18 protein-coding genes and 1 other annotated feature are annotated in these 18,533 nt (G+C 37.0%); all 18 genes read right to left on the reverse strand.

From position 1 onward, the window contains the following. Positions 1-140: 140 nt before the first annotated feature. Positions 141-683 carry an ECF-type riboflavin transporter substrate-binding protein gene (locus AC3B5D_RS05915; RefSeq protein ID WP_489840943.1) on the reverse strand — a complete coding sequence of 181 codons (543 nt, stop codon included), beginning with the start codon at positions 681-683 and terminating at the stop codon, positions 141-143. A 34-nt stretch (positions 684-717) separates the two neighbouring features. Then, positions 718-1,212: a hypothetical protein gene (locus tag AC3B5D_RS05920; protein WP_489840942.1), complete on the reverse strand. Its 495-nt coding sequence runs from the start codon at positions 1,210-1,212 to the stop codon at positions 718-720. A gap of 239 nt (positions 1,213-1,451) precedes the next feature. Continuing rightward, the gene (gene nagB, locus AC3B5D_RS05925) at positions 1,452-2,180 is read right to left on the reverse strand and encodes a glucosamine-6-phosphate deaminase (RefSeq protein ID WP_489840941.1); all 729 of its coding nucleotides are present in this window, start codon (positions 2,178-2,180) and stop codon (positions 1,452-1,454) included. Positions 2,181-2,436: 256 nt separating this feature from the next. Further along, positions 2,437-4,416 (reverse strand): threonine--tRNA ligase, encoded by a 1,980-nt coding sequence (gene thrS, locus AC3B5D_RS05930; RefSeq protein WP_489840940.1) that lies wholly within the window; start codon positions 4,414-4,416, stop codon positions 2,437-2,439. Positions 4,417-4,497: 81 nt separating this feature from the next. Further along, positions 4,498-4,699, reverse strand: a binding site (T-box leader). A 44-nt stretch (positions 4,700-4,743) separates the two neighbouring features. Further along, positions 4,744-5,205 carry a flavodoxin gene (locus AC3B5D_RS05935; RefSeq protein WP_489840939.1) on the reverse strand — a complete coding sequence of 154 codons (462 nt, stop codon included), beginning with the start codon at positions 5,203-5,205 and terminating at the stop codon, positions 4,744-4,746. Positions 5,206-5,229: 24 nt separating this feature from the next. Next, a complete protein-coding gene (gene mutL, locus AC3B5D_RS05940; RefSeq protein ID WP_489840938.1) occupies positions 5,230-7,221 on the reverse strand; it encodes a DNA mismatch repair endonuclease MutL in 1,992 nt (663 codons plus the stop codon). 14 nt (positions 7,222-7,235) lie between these two features. Beyond that, on the reverse strand, positions 7,236-9,884 hold the full coding sequence (mutS, locus tag AC3B5D_RS05945; protein ID WP_489840937.1) for a DNA mismatch repair protein MutS: 2,649 nt from the start codon (positions 9,882-9,884) through the stop codon (positions 7,236-7,238). Between the two features lie 89 nt (positions 9,885-9,973). Further along, positions 9,974-10,519, reverse strand: coding sequence for a YceD family protein (locus AC3B5D_RS05950; RefSeq protein ID WP_489840936.1), 546 nt, complete (start codon positions 10,517-10,519; stop codon positions 9,974-9,976). 14 nt (positions 10,520-10,533) lie between these two features. Then, positions 10,534-11,715, reverse strand: a complete 1,182-nt coding sequence (locus AC3B5D_RS05955; protein WP_489840935.1) for a nucleotidyltransferase — start codon at positions 11,713-11,715, stop codon at positions 10,534-10,536. A 16-nt stretch (positions 11,716-11,731) separates the two neighbouring features. Next, the gene (locus AC3B5D_RS05960) at positions 11,732-12,478 is read right to left on the reverse strand and encodes a class I SAM-dependent DNA methyltransferase (protein WP_489840934.1); all 747 of its coding nucleotides are present in this window, start codon (positions 12,476-12,478) and stop codon (positions 11,732-11,734) included. After that, the gene (gene rsfS, locus AC3B5D_RS05965) at positions 12,478-12,849 is read right to left on the reverse strand and encodes a ribosome silencing factor (protein WP_489840933.1); all 372 of its coding nucleotides are present in this window, start codon (positions 12,847-12,849) and stop codon (positions 12,478-12,480) included. Before rsfS ends, AC3B5D_RS05960 begins: the two co-directional genes overlap by 1 nt. A 2-nt stretch (positions 12,850-12,851) precedes the next feature. Continuing rightward, positions 12,852-13,448, reverse strand: a complete 597-nt coding sequence (yqeK, locus tag AC3B5D_RS05970) for a bis(5'-nucleosyl)-tetraphosphatase (symmetrical) YqeK (RefSeq protein WP_489840932.1) — start codon at positions 13,446-13,448, stop codon at positions 12,852-12,854. Next, positions 13,438-14,076: a nicotinate-nucleotide adenylyltransferase gene (locus AC3B5D_RS05975; protein ID WP_489840931.1), complete on the reverse strand. Its 639-nt coding sequence runs from the start codon at positions 14,074-14,076 to the stop codon at positions 13,438-13,440. The genes yqeK and AC3B5D_RS05975 overlap by 11 nt, the downstream gene beginning before the upstream one ends. Before the next feature lie 22 nt (positions 14,077-14,098). After that, positions 14,099-14,413, reverse strand: a complete 315-nt coding sequence (yhbY, locus tag AC3B5D_RS05980; protein WP_489840930.1) for a ribosome assembly RNA-binding protein YhbY — start codon at positions 14,411-14,413, stop codon at positions 14,099-14,101. A gap of 3 nt (positions 14,414-14,416) precedes the next feature. Next, positions 14,417-15,559, reverse strand: coding sequence for a ribosome biogenesis GTPase YqeH (gene yqeH, locus AC3B5D_RS05985; RefSeq protein ID WP_489840929.1), 1,143 nt, complete (start codon positions 15,557-15,559; stop codon positions 14,417-14,419). Then, entirely contained in the window at positions 15,552-16,079 is a 528-nt protein-coding gene (locus AC3B5D_RS05990; RefSeq protein ID WP_489840928.1) for a YqeG family HAD IIIA-type phosphatase, read from the reverse strand. Before AC3B5D_RS05990 ends, yqeH begins: the two co-directional genes overlap by 8 nt. Positions 16,080-16,261: 182 nt before the next feature. Then, positions 16,262-17,410: a D-alanine--D-alanine ligase family protein gene (locus tag AC3B5D_RS05995; RefSeq protein WP_489840927.1), complete on the reverse strand. Its 1,149-nt coding sequence runs from the start codon at positions 17,408-17,410 to the stop codon at positions 16,262-16,264. Between the two features lie 79 nt (positions 17,411-17,489). Then, positions 17,490-18,473 (reverse strand): DUF2785 domain-containing protein, encoded by a 984-nt coding sequence (locus AC3B5D_RS06000; RefSeq protein ID WP_489840926.1) that lies wholly within the window; start codon positions 18,471-18,473, stop codon positions 17,490-17,492. Positions 18,474-18,533: the final 60 nt, after the last annotated feature.

Below are 18,533 nucleotides of genomic sequence, written 5' to 3' on the forward strand. Positions count from 1 at the left end.
TTATCATAAGTTTTATCTTCTCACCACGTTATTTGAAATTTAAAAGGCGAATAAACCGCTTAATTTTAACGATCTATCCACCTCATATTCATTGTAATACTGATATCGTGCCGTACCCTTTACATGCATAAATATTGGTACTAGTCAATAAAATAATGTTGATAAACTCTTAACAACAATGATCCAACGATTGCAATCATGATTGTATTCACAGCCATGATCAACAATCCCTCTTTAACGGCTGCAGCCAGTGGTAAATTATATACCCAATAATCACCCAGCGGCGCAATAATCACCCAAACAACAAAATTAGCCAAAAATTGCCAAATATTAAATAGGATTAATTTACGCGTTGTCAATTTACCCATAAAAATTGCCAAACGTCTTGTAATCAGTCCAATAAATAAACCAAACAGACCATCAGCAATTGTCCAAGTCCACCAAACTGTACCTGTACCACTATTAGTGAGTAGATCTGTTGTCATATGACCGACAAATGCTGTTACTGCACCAGATATCGGGCCAAAAATCGTTGTCGTCAAAGCTAACCATGCTGGTGCTAATGTGGCGTTATCCTTTGTATCACCAATTTGTATGGCGAAATATTTAAATAAAATGATAAAAACAACGATACTAATAATTGTCCCAATGACCTTATGCGATGAGATAACATTATGTTTCATTCGTTTACCCTTTCTTTATCAAATAGACTGTCACTTAGTTTGCTTTGGATTCAACTACTTGATCAGCATTCTCAGCCATTTCCAATGCGGTTGCTTTGTTCTCATTAATGATATTAATCTGTTCATTGAAGAAAGCCGTCATCTTTTCTTCGACAGAAGTTGGATCATCCAAAAATGATTGCACTGATGCTGCTTTTTTAATCAATAAATGTGACTTGGTCACCAATGGGTGCTCCACAATCATATATAATGACACCTCTTCTTCAGGATCATTAATGACAATTTTACGAATCGCATTTGTATATCGTAATGGTAAATTAATTAAGCTCGTTTCTAATCGTAAAGTGATTGGTTGCTCTTCATTAATTACCATTGTGGCACTAAAAATTTGATTGTGTTTTGCAGCTGTTTCAACATAAGCAAATAAATCATCCAAATTAATTGTCGCTTGATCTGCTGCCTCAAATGTTTTTTGTTCATAAGTTTCATCAGTCAGCATACTGATAAAATCATTTCCTGTCATGTTCATGGGTTAACCCTCTTCTTTAACTTTACATATAAGTTTAGCACATGCATGGGTCTTTACACTAGCCATCATTAATTATAAAAATATCTATTATTTATAGAGCAAGTCGTATAACCATCAGACAATTATTTTTTAATCTATAATAAAAGTCGTCAATTCACCAATTTAAAAATATGGTAAATTGACGACTATTTTCAATTAAAATGGTTTACTCAATAGCTTAACTTTTTACTTTGATAACATTACAATGCAATAATTTGATCGCGATGTTGCAAGTTTGCTGCTGCCGCATGATCAATAATGACAATAACATCATCATGCTTTTGTAAAGCACTTGCTGGCATATCTTCAGTAACTGGTCCTTCAATCATTGCGGCAACTGCTGCTGCTTTATTTTCACCATATGCAACTAAAAGAATTTGCTTAGCATTTAAAATGCTACCAATGCCCATTGATATGGCACGACGAGGTACTTCCTCTTCATTGTCAAAGAAACGTGCATTTGCAGCAATAGTTGATGGTGTTAAGTCAACAACATGTGTCTGACTATCAAAAGATGTGCCTGGTTCGTTAAAACCAATATGTCCATTTTGACCCAAGCCAAGTAATTGCAAATCAATTGGATGTTCTGCGATGATATTATCATAACGCTCAAGTTCATCGGTTACATTTGCCGCCAAACCATTTGGCACATAGCTTTCCTTAAATGGCTTTTTATCAAATAAATTTTTATTCATAAAATAACGGTAACTTTGTTCATGTGTACCAGCTAAACCTTGATATTCATCTAAATTAATTGAAATTTTATCAGAAAAATCAATATCACTCGTTATCAACTCTTGATAAATCGATATGGGTGATGACCCGGTTGCTAAACCAAATACTGTGGCGTTAGCTGCCAATGCATCTTTAAAAAGATTAAACCCGACCTTACCACCAGCTTGTTGATCTTCTACTTCAATAATTTTCATGATGCCACTCCATTTTTCGTTTTTTTGGTATAGACCAATAATATACCAAACGTTTATCATTTGCAATGGAAAGACAAGTTAATTTGTTTACAATTGCTTTTAAAAAAGTTGGACCAACGCTCGTATAAAACCAGTTATATCACTAGTCGTTGCTTTAATCAGTCGCCAACTTTTAGCACACATTTAAAGGCCGTGAATCTACCAAATTAAAAATGGTTAGATTCACGGCCCTTAATGACTGACGACTAACTAATGATTATTCACCTTTAACAGCTTTTTCTAAGGTATCCAAGGCTCTTGAATGATTTGCAATATCAGCTAACAAATCTTGCTCAAATTGATCGACTGATTTCACGCGTGTATCACGTGAACCAAAACGACGAATCGTGACCGTATCATTTGAGACTTCTTCATCTCCAATCACTAATGTATATGGTATCTTTAGTGATTGTGCATTACGAATCAAATAACCCAACTTTTCATTGCGACCATCATATTCTGCACGAACACCTTGCTTTACCAAACGATCTGATAACTTTTGGGCAAATTCACCATGAGCTTCTCGGTTAACTGGGATAATTCGTACTTGATGTGGTGCCAACCATGTTGGGAAAGCACCCTTATACATTTCAGTTAAGTATGCTGTGAAACGCTCCATCGTAGAAATGATACCACGGTGAATCATCACTGGTCGGTGTAATTCACCATCTGATCCAACATATGTCACATCAAATCGCTCAGGAAGTAAGAAATCAAGTTGAATCGTTGATAAGGTCTCTTCTCCCCCCAATGCTGTCTTAATCTGCACATCTAATTTTGGACCATAGAAAGCGGCTTCTCCTTCAGCTTCAAAGTACGTTAAGCCCATGTCATCCATGGCCCCTTTCAACATACGTTGGGCTTTTTCCCACATTTCGTCATCATCAAAGTACTTTTCAGTATTTTTAGGATCACGATATGATAACCGGAAACGATAATCAGTGATGTCAAAGTCTTTATAGACATCTACCATTAATTGTAGAATCTTTTTAAACTCATCTTCAATTTGGTCAAGCATCACAAATGTGTGACCATCATTCAACGTCATTTCACGGACACGTGACAGACCAGTTAATGCTCCTGATTTCTCATAGCGGTGCATCATACCAAGTTCTGCTACACGGAATGGCAAATCACGATATGATCGTTGATGATGCTTGTATACCATAATGTGTGATGGACAGTTCATCGGACGAAGTTCTAGGAATTCACCATCTCCCATATCCATTGGTGGGAACATATCGTCACGATAATGATCCCAGTGACCAGATTGCTTATATAAGTTTAGATTTGATAAAACTGGTGTATAAACATGTTGGTAACCATCTTGCACTTCGCGGTCGACAATATAACGTTCTAATGTACGACGAATTGCAGCACCATTAGGCATCCAAACGGCCAACCCTGAGCCCACTTCTTGTGAAGTAAAGAAGAGGTCTTGATCTGCCCCAATTTTACGGTGATCACGTTCTTTGGCTTCAGCACGGCGAGTCATTTCAGCATCTAAATCTTCAGCATTCCAAAACGCTGTTCCATAAATACGTTGTAACATTGGATTTGATGACTTACCACGCCAGTAAGCACCAGCAACAGATGTTAACTTGAAATACTTTATCCAACCAGTTGATGGCACCAAACCACCGCGATCTAATTCCACATGTTCACCTTGTACAGCAATTGAAATGCGTTCATCAGCTGGTAAATCATTAATCAATTCAATCTTATATGGATCATTTTTAAACATATCTAATGCTTCTTCGCGACTAATTTCGCGTGAAACAATTGGTAAGTTTTCCTTGACAATACGCTTCATCATCTTTTCAATTTCTGGGAATTGATCATCTGAAATTTGGTTACCTTCGACCTTATCAGTATCATAGTAGAACCCGTTATCAATTGCCGGACCAACCCCATAATGAATTTGATCTGGATATAAACGATTCAAAGCTTGTGCTAACAAGTGAGATACAGAGTGACGTAATAACTTCAGTCCTTCTGCATCATCTTTAGTAATTAATTCAAAATTACCACTCTCACTGATTTCATCGTTCATACCAACATAATGACCATTTAATTTACCAGAAACAGCCTTCTTAGCCAATGATGATGAAATACTTTTTGCAATTGCCAATGGTGTCACATGAGCTGGAAAATCTTTTTGTGCACCATCTGGAAATGTTATTTGTATATCTGCCATAATTATTTCTCCTTTTAATTCATCGTTGATTAACTCGTCAAGTTTGAAACAAAAAGCGCCCCGTCATTAGAATAACTCTAATAACGGGGCGCTTATACGCGGTACCACCCGAATTTATAACAGCCGTACTGTTAAACTCTGATCCCTTAACGCGGGGAACGTTGCTATTTAATCACAGCACACTCAGAAATAGTACCACTTAACCTATGCTACCAATTTCCACCACCATTGGCTCTCTTATAACATAACTTGTTAAACGACGTGTTTTCTTCAACGTTTTTATATTCGCCTTTTATTATACCCGAAAACATCAAAAATGAAAGTTTTTTATTTTTTAAGTGCCTGTGCAGTGACGATTAATTGTTTTGTAAAACTTTGTAAATCTTTTGTTGCCTCTTGATCAGGACTCAAATTAACTTTAACACCTGATGCACCTTTAATAGCGCCTGTTTTTTCAAATTGTTGTTCAAATTTATCAATTGCAACGGCAAAATCATCACCATAAAAATCATCACCTGAACCAGAAACCCCATACACAATGCCACTTAAATCAGTATCAACTAAGTCTTCATAAAAATCTAATGCTTCATCTGGTAACGATCCCTTATCAAAGGTATATGGGACGACCACAACAATATCAGTCTCATGAGCAGATATATCTTGTGGATCAATTAATTGGATATCTTCCTTAATCACATCAACACCCTCATTTCTGAAAGTATTGACAATAACATCTGCAACATCTTCATTGTTTCCGGTAATCGTCGCAAAAAAAACTCTGGCTTGCATTTTTTATTCCCCTCAATTATTTCATTAAAATGGGTGATTATCATACTCAACCCATGATTCATGCGAATCTTGTATGCGTTTAAACATTTTTTCCATATCAACATTTGTGAAAGAAACTAATACTGGTCGTCCATGAGGGCAATTATATGGATTATGAGCATGTGATAATTGTTCAAGTAATCCTCGTGCTTCATAGTCATTTAATGACCAATTAGCCTTAATTGATCGTTTACACGACATCATGATCGCTGTTTTCTCACGAAAGTCTTTCGTTGTAATTTGACCATCACGTAATAGCCAGTCAACCATTTCACGAATCGTTTCCTCTTCTTGTCCCTTTTCAAACCAACCCGGATGTTCTCTAACAATGACAGCATCATCACCAAATGATTCTAGATGTAAGCCAACTTGATTAAGTTCATCTTCATGAGCTTGGATTTTTAAAATATCAATTTTAGGATAAGTTAATACGATTGGTACAAGTAGTTTCTGACTTTCTAAACCAACTTTGCCAATTTCTTCACGGTAATATTCATATTTGATTCTTTCCTGGGCAGCATGTTGATCAACAATATAAAACCCATCTTGTGTCTGTGCAAATAGAAAAGTCCCATGCATTTGACCAATGTATTGTAAGTCTGGAAATGGCTTATCTTGATGCGTATCAATGACAGGTGATGTTTCTGACAATGATAAAGAAACCTCTTCTGCAGCAACTGGTGTGGCAATTTCAGTAAATGGTTGTTGATCAGTTTCAGACGTATACTTGGCCACAAATCGTTGTACAGCTACATCAGATAATTCAGACGCTTTGGTAACGATCACTGGGTCAATTGCCTGTTCATCCTGCTTAGAATCAATGCTTGCCGCTGACGTTAGTTCATGACTTTCTGAAGTGATTGGCTGCCTTGGAAATGACATTGATACCTCTTGTAATTGTGCCATGAACTGCTCATTATCCTGTTCTGGGGCGACATCAGATACCGCTTTGCTTTTCATATAATTATCATAAGCATCTGGAATTAAATTTTCATTTGTAAAACGTTGTACAATTAATTCTTCAATCAAAGCCATCAACTGTGTTTCTTTTGATAACCGTACCTCATGTTTTTGAGGATGCACATTCACATCAACTAACAATGGATCCATTTTAATTTGCAAAATAGCAATTGGAAACCGTCCCACCATTAATTTTGAACCATATCCTTTAACAATGGCTTTACTTAAATTATAATTTTTAACAAAACGACCATTAATGAGAATTGAAATATATGACCGATTTGCCCGTGTCAATTCTGGCAATGAAATAAATCCATTAATATCGAAATCGTTATCATGACCTGTAACTGCCAGCATTTTTCTTGCTTGTTGCACACCATAAACACTCGCAATAACTTGCTGTAAGTTACCATTTCCAGCTGTTTGTAGCAATTCTTTATCATTATGAACTAAATGGAAAGCAACATTAGGATAACTCATGGCTAATCGATTAATGACATCAACAATTTGTGATAATTCCGTTGCTTGCGATTTTAAATATTTTAAACGTGCCGGTGTATTAAAAAACAAATCAGTAACGGTAATATCAGTTCCTTGTCGTGCATCAGTGCCAGTGTCTTCAAGTAATTTTCCTCCTCGATAATGCACTTTTGCTCCTTGACTTGCATCAGCAGTTGCTGTTTGTAAGACAACGTCAGCAACTGAGGCAATCGATGGTAAAGCCTCACCACGAAAACCTAAAGAGCGAACACGAAATAAATCTTGTCGTGAATTAATTTTAGAAGTGGCATGTCGTAGAAAAGCACGTGTCACTTGTTCTGTTGGAATACCCTCACCATTATCAATCACGCGAATAGATTTTACACCAGCTTCTTCAACCAACACATCAATTTGGGTGGCATGCGCATCCAATGCGTTCTCGACCAACTCTTTTACGACAGATCCTGGTCGTTCAATAACCTCACCAGCTGCAATTTGATTAGCGAGAATATCTGATAATTCATGAATTTCAGTCATAGCGCTCCTCCCAATTATTGTATCGTTTGTTGCCATTCATTCAGTTTCATTAATGCTTCTAATGGTGTCATCGTAGCCACATTAATATTTTTCAATTCATCAACAACTTGTTGTGCTTCTGGATTCACTGGATCCGGTAAAGTAAACAAATCCAATTGCGCATCCGTTGGCTTAGATTTGACCGTATCTAATGCTGATTCGCTAACAACATCGGTTGGTGTGACAGAAGCTGTCGTGTCATTCATTGCGATTTTTTGCATCGGTGCGGTTTTCAATGACACATCCTGTGACTCTAAATTTGTTAAGATATATGCTGCTCGTTTGATCAAATCTTCTGGTAAGCCAGCTAATTTTGCAACATTGATACCGTAACTTTGATCTGCTGGACCTGACAAGACTTTATGTGAAAAAATTAATTCACCATCTTTCTCAGTAGCGCCAACATGAACATTACGTAAACCAGTCAATTCATCTGCTAATGCCGTCAACTCATGATAATGCGTTGAAAATAGCGTCTTTGCTTTTGTATGTTGGTGGACATATTCAATAATCGCTTGTGCAAGTGCCATACCATCATAGGTTGCTGTACCACGGCCTAGTTCATCAAATAGGATCAACGAATTTTGTGTTGCGTTTTGTAAAGCTGTATTTGCCTCTGCCATTTCAACCATAAACGTTGAATTACCAGATATCAAATCATCAGCAGCACCAATTCTCGTAAATATTTGATCAAATATGGGCAGTGTCGCTGTATCAGCAGGAACATATGATCCGATTTGTGCCATGACAACGATTAGCGCTAATTGACGCATATATGTTGATTTACCCGACATATTTGGACCCGTAATCAGTAAAATCATATCATCTGGACTCATCGTAACATCATTTGCCACATATGACTGATGTCCCAGTACTTTTTCGACCACGGGATGACGACCACCCACAATATCAATTGTATGTTCTTTAGTTAAAGTTGGCCGAATAAAATGATATTTTTCTGCAACTGTTGCTAACGATTGTAAAACATCTAATTGTGCCAGATTAGCTGCTAATGTTTGAATGCGTTGAATATTATCTTTAATGATTTGACGCACTTTTGTAAATAATTGATACTCTAATTCACTTGATTTCGTCTCAGCTTCTAAAATCATCTGTTCACGTTCTTTTAATTCTGGCGTGATAAAGCGCTCAGCATTAACCAAAGTTTGCTTACGTGTATAGCGATCTGGATCTAATTTGGGAATATTTGATTTTGTGACTTCAATATAGTAACCAAAGACTTTATTGAACCCTATTTTTAATGAATTAATACCTGTTACTTCACGTTCGTGCGCTTCTAATTCCGCCAACCAAGTTTTGCCATTTGTCATAACATCACGATACTGGTCCAGTTGTTCATCATAGCCGGTACGAATAACACCCCCATCCGTTACTGAAATAGGTGGTTCATCCGTAATTGATTCACTAATGAGTGTTTCAATATCTGTCACTGGATCAATTTGTGCATGCAAACTACCAAAAATAGCAGGATCAAGATCTGCCAAAATAACTAAAATATCAGGCACTTGACGCAAAGAATTGCGTAATTGTAATAAATCTCGACCATTTGCCGTACCGTAAGCCACCCGACCAGCCAAGCGCTCTAAATCGTACACAGATTGTAGTGTTTCTTGTAAGGCAGAACGGCCAAAGAAATCTTTAATTAGTTCACCAATCTTATCATAACGTTGCGTTAATAAATCAGCATCTAACAATGGTTGTTCTAACCATTGTTTTAAAGCCCGACCACCCATTGCTGTTTTTGTTTCATCCAATAGCCAAAGTAACGTGCCCGACCGTTGTTGTGTCCGTAAATTAACCGTTAATTCTAAATTAGCTCGTGAATGTCGATCCATTTTTAAATATTGGGCAACCTCATACGCAGTGGCTTGTTGTAAATGATCAAGTGAGCGCTTTTGTGTATCAAAAAGATAGTTTAATAAAGTAGCAGCCGCATTTTTAGCCGTTTCATCTGCAAGTTTCTGAGTCAAAAATGTTATTTCAGCATGGCTATCTGCCTGAGGATCAACCTTAGAAATCAATATACCTAAAGTTGTTAAATTAGCACGTAAATCATTAGGCAACTCACTTGCCGTCACAATTTCTTTTGTTTCCAAACGACTGATTTCATTTAAAATACCATTCACACCATTCAGACTAGTAGCTTTGATTTCACCTGTTGATAAGTCTGTATAAGCTAATCCGTATAGATTTGATGGCGTAGTAGCTAAACCAACTAAATAATTATTTTCTTTAGCCGCATCTGCAGACGTTTTCATACGCGTTCCTGGTGTCACAAGTTGGACAACTTCACGTTTTACCATTCCCTCTGCTTCTGCGGGATTTTCCATTTGTTCAACGACTGCTACTTTGTACCCTTTATCAACTAAGATATCAATATAATTTTGCGCAGCATGGTGGGGGACACCTGCCATTGGAATTGGCTCAGCAGAATTTTTATTACGTTGCGTTAATGTTAATTCTAGAATTTGTGAACCGACAATGGCATCATCATTAAATAGTTCATAAAAATCACCTAAACGATAGAATAAAAAAGCATCTGGATATTGCGCTTTTATCTCGTTATATTGCGCCATCATTGGTGTCGTTTTTGATTTAGCCATGCGACAATCACCCTTTCTTTAATAAACAAGACCAGAACGCAAGTTGCTCTGGCCTGTTTCTAATCCTTATAACAAACAATTACCAAGATTTATTTTTCATCATCTTTCAATAAATCAGCTAAACCTGACAAAGGTGTATTTTGTTGTTTTGTTGCTTGTTTTTGATTTTCGTATGTGTCTTCAGAGATAACAGACCAATCTTGTCCCGTTGGCATTGTATCATTTGTTGCTTCTTCTTCAGTTAAAACTTGTAATGGAATGGATAAAACAACATATTCTAACAAAGCTTCATCAAAGTTAATCATACCATCAGTGATTAAAATCACTGACTGTTCATCCGTATAACGTGCTTCATGTTGCTTGTCTTGAATGTAAGTTTCATCAATGTCCAATGCAATTGGTACTGTTACCGGTGTTAACGATCGTGTTGAAGGTGTCACCAGTTCACCAGTAACATGTGCATGAATAAAGACATCATCATCATCATTTTGTGCAAAACCAGCCACAGTCAATGGTGTTACTTGCTTGATGACATCATCAAATTTATTCACTAAGTCATTCGCTAAAGTCACTGTTTCGTTAAATTGTAATGGTTCATCTTTATAAGTTTGTAATTCTGAAAATTGCCACTTCATTCCTAATTCCTTTCTCAGTCAAAAAATTGGGGGATACGTCCCGTATCCATTACTTGTGTCATTGGCTGTTTGGTCATCAACTCGTATAATTTACCAGCACGATAATCTAATTGTAATCGGCCCTCGATTTCTTCTTGTGTCACCTTATTAATGACTGGTAACGTTGTTTGTTCACGATGTTGTTTAATAAATAGCCGACCTTGTTTGGTTGCACCTAATAATCGTAGATAAGGCTGCTCTAACGCTTGCATCATTTCCGTATGCTTAACATTCAATAATGTATATAGAGCCGTTCGTTGTATGCGTGACCACGTGTAACGTTTACTCTTAAATCTAGTCATAAACGTCTGATAGTCATCTCGTGTATGTCTCGTCAGTTGCCCTTTCAGTCGGTATGCCAAGCCATCTGATAGTTGATAAATTTGTTCTAATTCCTCAACAGTTGATGTTAATACTTTATATTTTAATAATGGGTACCACGCAGTTGCCCAATCTTGAATTTGCGATCCTTGGCTTAATAACCTAGCCATTTCAGATGAGCCATAAGCTTGATAGGCCGTGATTGTGGCACGCTGTTGCATTAATTTTCGTAAGGCAGTTGCACTTGCAATATGTGTATCCGTAATTTCAGCTTGGTGATAATTAGCGCCTACTCGTTGAATTGGTACCAATGTCATGGTATCTTCATAACCAAGCTCTAAAACAGCTGTCGCATAAGCAAATCCTAATAGATCATTGGGCTCAGATAACTGTTTCCCCGTCGCTTGCTTTAATACTTCGTTAAAGGTAGTCGCATAAGTTTGCGTATAATCTGCCTTAAATGCTGGATTAGTTGTCAATATTTTTTGGGCTGTTTTCGCTAAAAACATAAAGTCTAACTGCGCATGTTCTGCGCCAAACACTATTTTCTTGACACCAGCTGCATGCAAAATCTGAACTGCACCTCGTGCAAATAAGTGTGCTGGTTGCACTGCAAATGCAAACGGTAATTCATAAATCACATCTGCACCACCTGCCAATGCTAATGAGGCTCGTTGCCACTTATCAAAAATTGCGGGGAGGCCACGTTGAACAAAATTACCAGACATCACAACAACCGCCGTCTCAGCACCTGTAATTTTTTTCGCTTGTGCCAAATGGTACGCATGTCCATTATGAAATGGATTATATTCTGCAATAATCCCGACTGCTGTCATAGACCGACTTCCTTACTTATGATTTCACTGCACTAAAGAACCACCGATCAGTATCATCTGCAACTTCACTTCTACCAAAATCAGCCGATACTTGAATGTCCTTAAAACCGGCTTTTTCTAATAAACGTTGGTAAGTTGCTAAATCATAAGAACGTTCCGTGTGGATTTCTTGCATTTGCTGATAGCCATCTATCTTTTCATTATAAACAAAGAATGTTAATTCATGCTCCACTGTATGTGGCATCCCCTCAACACCATATGAAGACCACATAAAAGCAGATTCATCATCATGCCAATTGTACATAAAACCTGGATAATAGACATCTGTTTGCCAAGGCGTGATGACATCAAATAAAAATTGACCATTCGATTGCAGATGAGCAGCTACTTGCTTAAATGTTGCTAATACTTCTTGGGTATTTGCTAAATAATTAAACGAATCCGCAAATGATGTAATCGTTGCGTATTTTTGTTTTAAATCTGACCACTCGCGCATATCCCCCTGAATCAAAGGCAAATCAACTTGCGCAGCTTCAGCATGTTCGGCAGCTAACTTCAACATTTCTGGTGATAAATCAAAAACAGTCACATCCTTAAAGCCATTTTGTTTTAATAAAATAGCAAGACGACCCGCACCACCTGCCAACTCCAACAATTTACCTTCTTTGGTTCGGATATGTTTTTGTGCATAATTTTGCCAATCAGCATACGCCGTTTCATCAAATAAATCATCATACAATTTTGCAAAAGTTTGGTAGTTCATTAGAAATTTTCCTTAATAAGCCATTGATCAATCGCAACTTCTGGTGCAGCTTGCCAATTCTTTTCTAAACGATAAAATTCACGAGTTTCTGTTTTAAAGACGTGCACAATTAGATCACCAAAATCTAATAGTACCCACTTTCCTTCGCTGCGCCCCTCTTGACGAATCAAATCAAAACCAGCTTCTGACATTTTATCAATAATTTCATCAGTAATTGCGACGACTTGACGTTCTGTAGGTGCACTTAAAATTAAGTAATCATCCGTAATAATACTCATTTCATGAATATCTAATGCGACTAAATCTTCAGCTCGTTTACTATCAGCAGCTCTCACAGCAACTGCTAACATGTCATTTACATTACTTGTCATTTTTATTTAACACTCCAAATATTATATGTTAGTAAAGTACCCGGATAGACACGCACTTGCTTATCTAATAGATACGTCAACGTATGCGCCGTCTGCCAACCAACACTGGCTGCCAAATCCTCAAATGCTAATGCACGCACTTCTTGCACCCCAGGAAAATCACGATTTTCTTCGACATAATCAGCCATATAGATAATTTGACTTAATTTGGTCATAGCTGGTGCACCAACGGTATGTTGTCGAATAGCATTTAGAATATCTTCATGGGCAATTCCTAGTTCATCTTTGACCATTTCAGCACCGACTACCCCGTGCCAGATATAATTACCCCAATTAACAAGATCAGGATCTAATTGTTTTTCAGCGATTTTTGCTAAAAAATCGTCATCTGACCGTTCTTTTGCATAATCATGTGTTAATGCAGCAATTGAAGCCAATTCAGCATCTACTTGCCATTGCTCAGCTAACTTTAAAGCCATTGTTTCAACCCGCAACACATGTTGAAAACGTTTTGGTGATAATGCATTTTCTATCTCACTAATTAATTCTTCACGGGAACCATTAAAAATTTGCTTTTTATAAATTATTTTATCTGTCATTTAAATATAACCCATTTTCTACAATATAAGCAGCCACTAAATCTGGTACTAAATAGCGAACAGTTTGATGATGCTTTATACGATACCGAATATCAGTCGAACTGATCATCAAATCTGGCACATCGATCCATAAAACTGGATAGGCTGATTGCTTTGCTTGTCCAGGCCGATTGACTCCTACAAATTTGACTAATCTTAATAAATCATTAATGCGATACCATGTATTTAAATAAGCCACTTCATCTCCACCAATTATAAAATAATAATCATAGTTTGGATGTTCAATGGTCAATTGTAACATCGTATTATACGTATAGCTTTTACCACCACGTTGCACTTCTAATAATTCAATATCAAAGCGACTATTACCCGCAATTGCTGCTTGCACCATGCGTGCACGATCGATTGGATCAATTGCTTCTTTTGTATCAACATGTGGTGGTTTCGCATTTGGCATAAAATATACTTTATCTAACCCCAGCTTATCTGCTACTTGTTCAGCGATAATGAGATGGCCAACATGCGGTGGATTAAACGTACCGCCGATAATACCGATTTTCTTCTTTTTATCCGCAGTTTCTGGTTCTACTTGAATCTGCGTAACAAATTGCTTCAATGTTGTTACCATTAGCCATCTCCAATTGCCTATATTAAATCTTTTGTACTGCTACTGAATAGTGACGATTCTCTTTTTCTTGTGATTCGCCAAACAAAACCAACGTATGACCGATGGTTTGTACGACCTGAATATTCGAACGACTCTCAATAAAAGTTTTTAACTCAGTTGTATCAACATCTGAATTAGGTAAGATATTAACCTTAAATAATTCACGCTTGTTAATAGCGTCTACTAATTGGTTCAACCAATTTTCAGTTAAACCCTGTTTACCAACACTAAATAGCGGACGCATATCATGTGCCGCTGCTCGTAAATATCTTTTTTGTTTTCCACGTAGTGATATCATTTTTTAAATCATTGCCCTTCTTGTTAAGACTGACACCCCTTTTGGTGCCCAACCTGCCACCACTGTATTTGCTGGCACTGTTAACCAACCTAAACCATCAATGACAATATCGGTTTTTTCTGTTGTTTTAAATTCATGGCGTTGTAATGGTGGTAATTTTTCTATATTTTTCGCCGTTGGTGGTGCGAGTAATTCACCAGCGTGTTTATCATAAAAAGCAGCCGCATTGTCTAATTTTGTTCGATGAATCAATAAATTATTTTCAAAATACGCCGTGATGCCTGTTCGGTCACCTTGGATATAATCAAAACGAGCAAGTGCACCCATAAACAACGTTTGACCAGCATTTAGCTGGAACGTCTTTGGTTTAATCTCTTTTTGTGGTGAAACATACTTTAAATCTTTGACACTTAAATAGTGTGCCATTTGGTCTTGATGAATAATGCCCGGCGTATCGATAATATCGCTGTCATCGTCTAGGGGAATTTCAATACGATCTAATGTTGTTCCTGGAAAACGTGATGTCGTAATAACATTTGTTTGATCGCCAGTCACTTCTTTAATAATCTGGTTGATCAGCGTGGACTTACCAACATTTGTCACACCAACAACGTAGACTGAACGGCCATGACGATATTTCGCAATTAAGTCTAATAACGTCTGAATGGCATCCCCATTCTTACCAGATGTTAATGCAATATCAATTGGTCGTAATCCTGCCATATTTGCTTGTTGCCGCATCCAATCCTTGATTTTTGTCCGTTTTAATGAGCGTGGTAACACATCAACTTTATTACCAACGAGTAAAATATCATTATTACCAACAAAACGATGTAAACCTGGAATGAGTGAACCAGAAAAATCAAATACATCCATCACATAAACAACCAATGCATTAGTATCAGCAATTTGTTCCAATAAACGTCTAAAATCATCATCCGTCAAATTAACCGGTTGAATTTCATTATAATGACGTAATCGAAAGCAACGTTGACAAAAAACTTCATCATTTTCAAAACTTTTTAACAAAGCTGACATTGGCGTATAACCAATATCATTTTTGTGGTCAGTTTGAATAAGTGCCCCACAGCCAATACAGCGCAAGCCTTCATCAATATATTGACGTACTGTTTCTTCACTAATCAAGTTCTTTCCTCCATTGTAATTGTGGATGTTGTTTCAACATATTCTTTTTAACCCCTTTTTCAAAAAAGCGGTTAATTTTTGTATTCCATTGATCTGTCTCAATCAGTGGTTTAACAAGAATACTACGCATACCAGCGTTATTTGCTGACCAAATGTCTGTTAATAATTGATCGCCAACCATAACAACTTCACTGGTTTCTAATTGTAAAATTGTTGTTGCTTCTTTTAAACCACGTGTCAGTGGTTTTAATGCACGCGAAACAAAGTTTAACTTCAATGGATCAGCAACACGGGCAATTCGACTTGCTGAGTTATTTGAAACAATCATGACTGGAATCTCTGCCTGTTGCATCGCTAACAACCAGTCATGTAGTGCTTGGGTACCATCCGGATTATTCCAAGCAACTAAAGTATTATCCAAATCTGTTAAAACAGCTTTAATATTTTGTTCTTGTAATTGTTTTGGCGTGACACAATAAATTGCATCAATCATCCATGTTGGGGTAAATGAGTTCGTCATTTTTCGTCCTTTTCCACTATTAATCTTAATTTAGAGTATACGCTAAATTAGAGATTTTATAAAGAACCCGACACGACTCTACACATTGCAAATTGCTTTCATTTATTTAACACAATCTCAATATTAATAAAAAAGACGATTGTTTCTGAAATTATCAGAAAACAACCATCTTAGTTCATCATTTATTTTGTTACTTCAGCATTATATTGTTTCTCACCCATACGTTCTTCACCAAGGGAAACAAAATCATATGACAATTTATTTTGACGCTCAAATTCTGCAATACCATATTGAATCAATTCATCAATCAAATTAGTATAACTAATCCCTGAAACTTCCCACATTTGCGGATACAAAGAAATGTTTGTAAATCCTGGCAATGTGTTTGGTTCACCCAAATAAGGTACACCATCACTATCAATCATAAAGTCCATCCGTGTTAAACCAACTAAGCCCAATGCCTTATAAGCTTTCAAAGCCATTTCAGTGATTTCGTCAGTCAAAGCTGGCTCTAGTTTCACCGGTAGTTCAAAGACCATTCCTGAGGCATCCACAAATTTATTATTGTAATCGTACCAGCCGTCTTCGTCAGGCAGAACAATACCACCTAAGTGTGACGCACGTGGTTGTTCATTACCTAAAATTGAAATGAAGACTTCACGTGGCTTATCCAGAGCGGCTTCAACCAATATCTTATAATCATATTGAAACGAATCTTGCAAAGCTGCGGTATATTCAGTAGCATTAGTGACACGTGAGACACCAACTGACGACCCTTGGCTAGCCGCTTTCACAAACAAAACTTTCGAATTTAATTTTTCAACTAATTCTTCATAAGTAAAATCTTGATAATTTTGATCATTCAAGAGGACATAGTCTGTGTTACGAACACCGGCTTGATTTAGAATACGTTTCGTTAAATCTTTATCAAAAGACATTGCTGATGCAGCAATACCAGGCCCAAGGTATGGCTTTTGTAATAGGCGGAACAATGCTTGTAATGTGCCATCTTCACCTAAGTTACCATGCACAACGGGATAGAAGAAATCAATATCACGCATTTCCCCCAATACAGCAATTGGTGCTAGTGGATTAGTCAAATCCATCTTTTCCTTAGCTGCTGTAACAACAGTGTCTTCATCTTCCCCCTCAAAAACGCGCCATGAATCTTCCGCATTAATCATAATGCCATCTTTTGAAATTAAAAAGACCGTTACATTATACTTCTCTTTGTCCATCGCATCATAAATATTATGCGCTGACCGCTTTGAGACATCGTGCTCTGATGAATTACCACCAAACAACATTGCAATATTTAATTTTTCTGACATAATGGTTGTTCTCCCTTGTCTGTCAAACTGATTTGTGTAGAAACCTAAGTATAACATAGAATTCCTGTTTTCGGGACAATTATGCTAAAAAGTTGCGTGATTCATTTAAATAATCAATGATTTCTTGTGGTAGCGCATCGCGCATAACTAGTCCTTGTAAGAATCTCTGTTGATTATATAATCGATGCCAGTCACCTTCTGAATCTGGCTGCATTTGTCTGGTCATTTCTTGACGCCATTGCTTCAATTGCTTCAAAAAGTATCGTGAATATAATTCATCAGTATTGACTAATTCCGTAATAAAACCGATCAAGCGCCGATTTTCACCCATAATCAGAGGTGTATCTAAGCGTTTGAGCCTTTCAACAAGAATTGTTAATAGCAATATTTTATCCGCTCGCAACATCTTTGAGTCATGAGCTAATTCATCCAGTAAATTGCCAATATGCATAAAAGCATGTGCCCAACCTTTTTCACCAACAAATCCTCGCGTGTCACTTTCTAGAGCAATGTAAGTTGCAAAATTAAGCAAATATGTTTCCTCAATTTCTTCACTAATGAAGTGTACATTTCCTTTGCGATTAGCGTAATGTAACATTGATAAAATAAAAATAGCAAATGAACGGTAAAAAACACCATCATTTTCTTTTTCGGTAATATGACTAAAGATCACATTATCCTGCAATAAATAGCGCACCATTAATAATAATTGATTTGGTTTAAAAACATTATTTTGCAGACCATCACTAATAAAGAAGAATGCACCTTTATCACGTAAGGTTGGATCTGTTTGTCGCAGACTACTCATTAATTCTAAAATATCTTCGTTAGTAATTGCGACGGGTTGACCAGCATAAAGTGTTTGTTGCCAATCTAAGATATGTTGTTTAATCATCCCGGCATCATTGTCCGACAGTTGGACAACTGGCGTCGCTTCATCATAATCAAATTGATCAATTAAACGGCCAACTTCGCTACCTAATGAATCAAACAACGTTCCCGCGTGCAAGCGTGAGCGTAACATCTTTAATTCCTCACGAACATCATCAATCGTATAGTCCATTCTTTCATCCCTTCTTTGTTTTTCGTCTCATTTAGATTACCACAACCTTCTAAAATAAAA

Source organism: Weissella sp. ESL1177 (genome assembly GCF_058107185.1).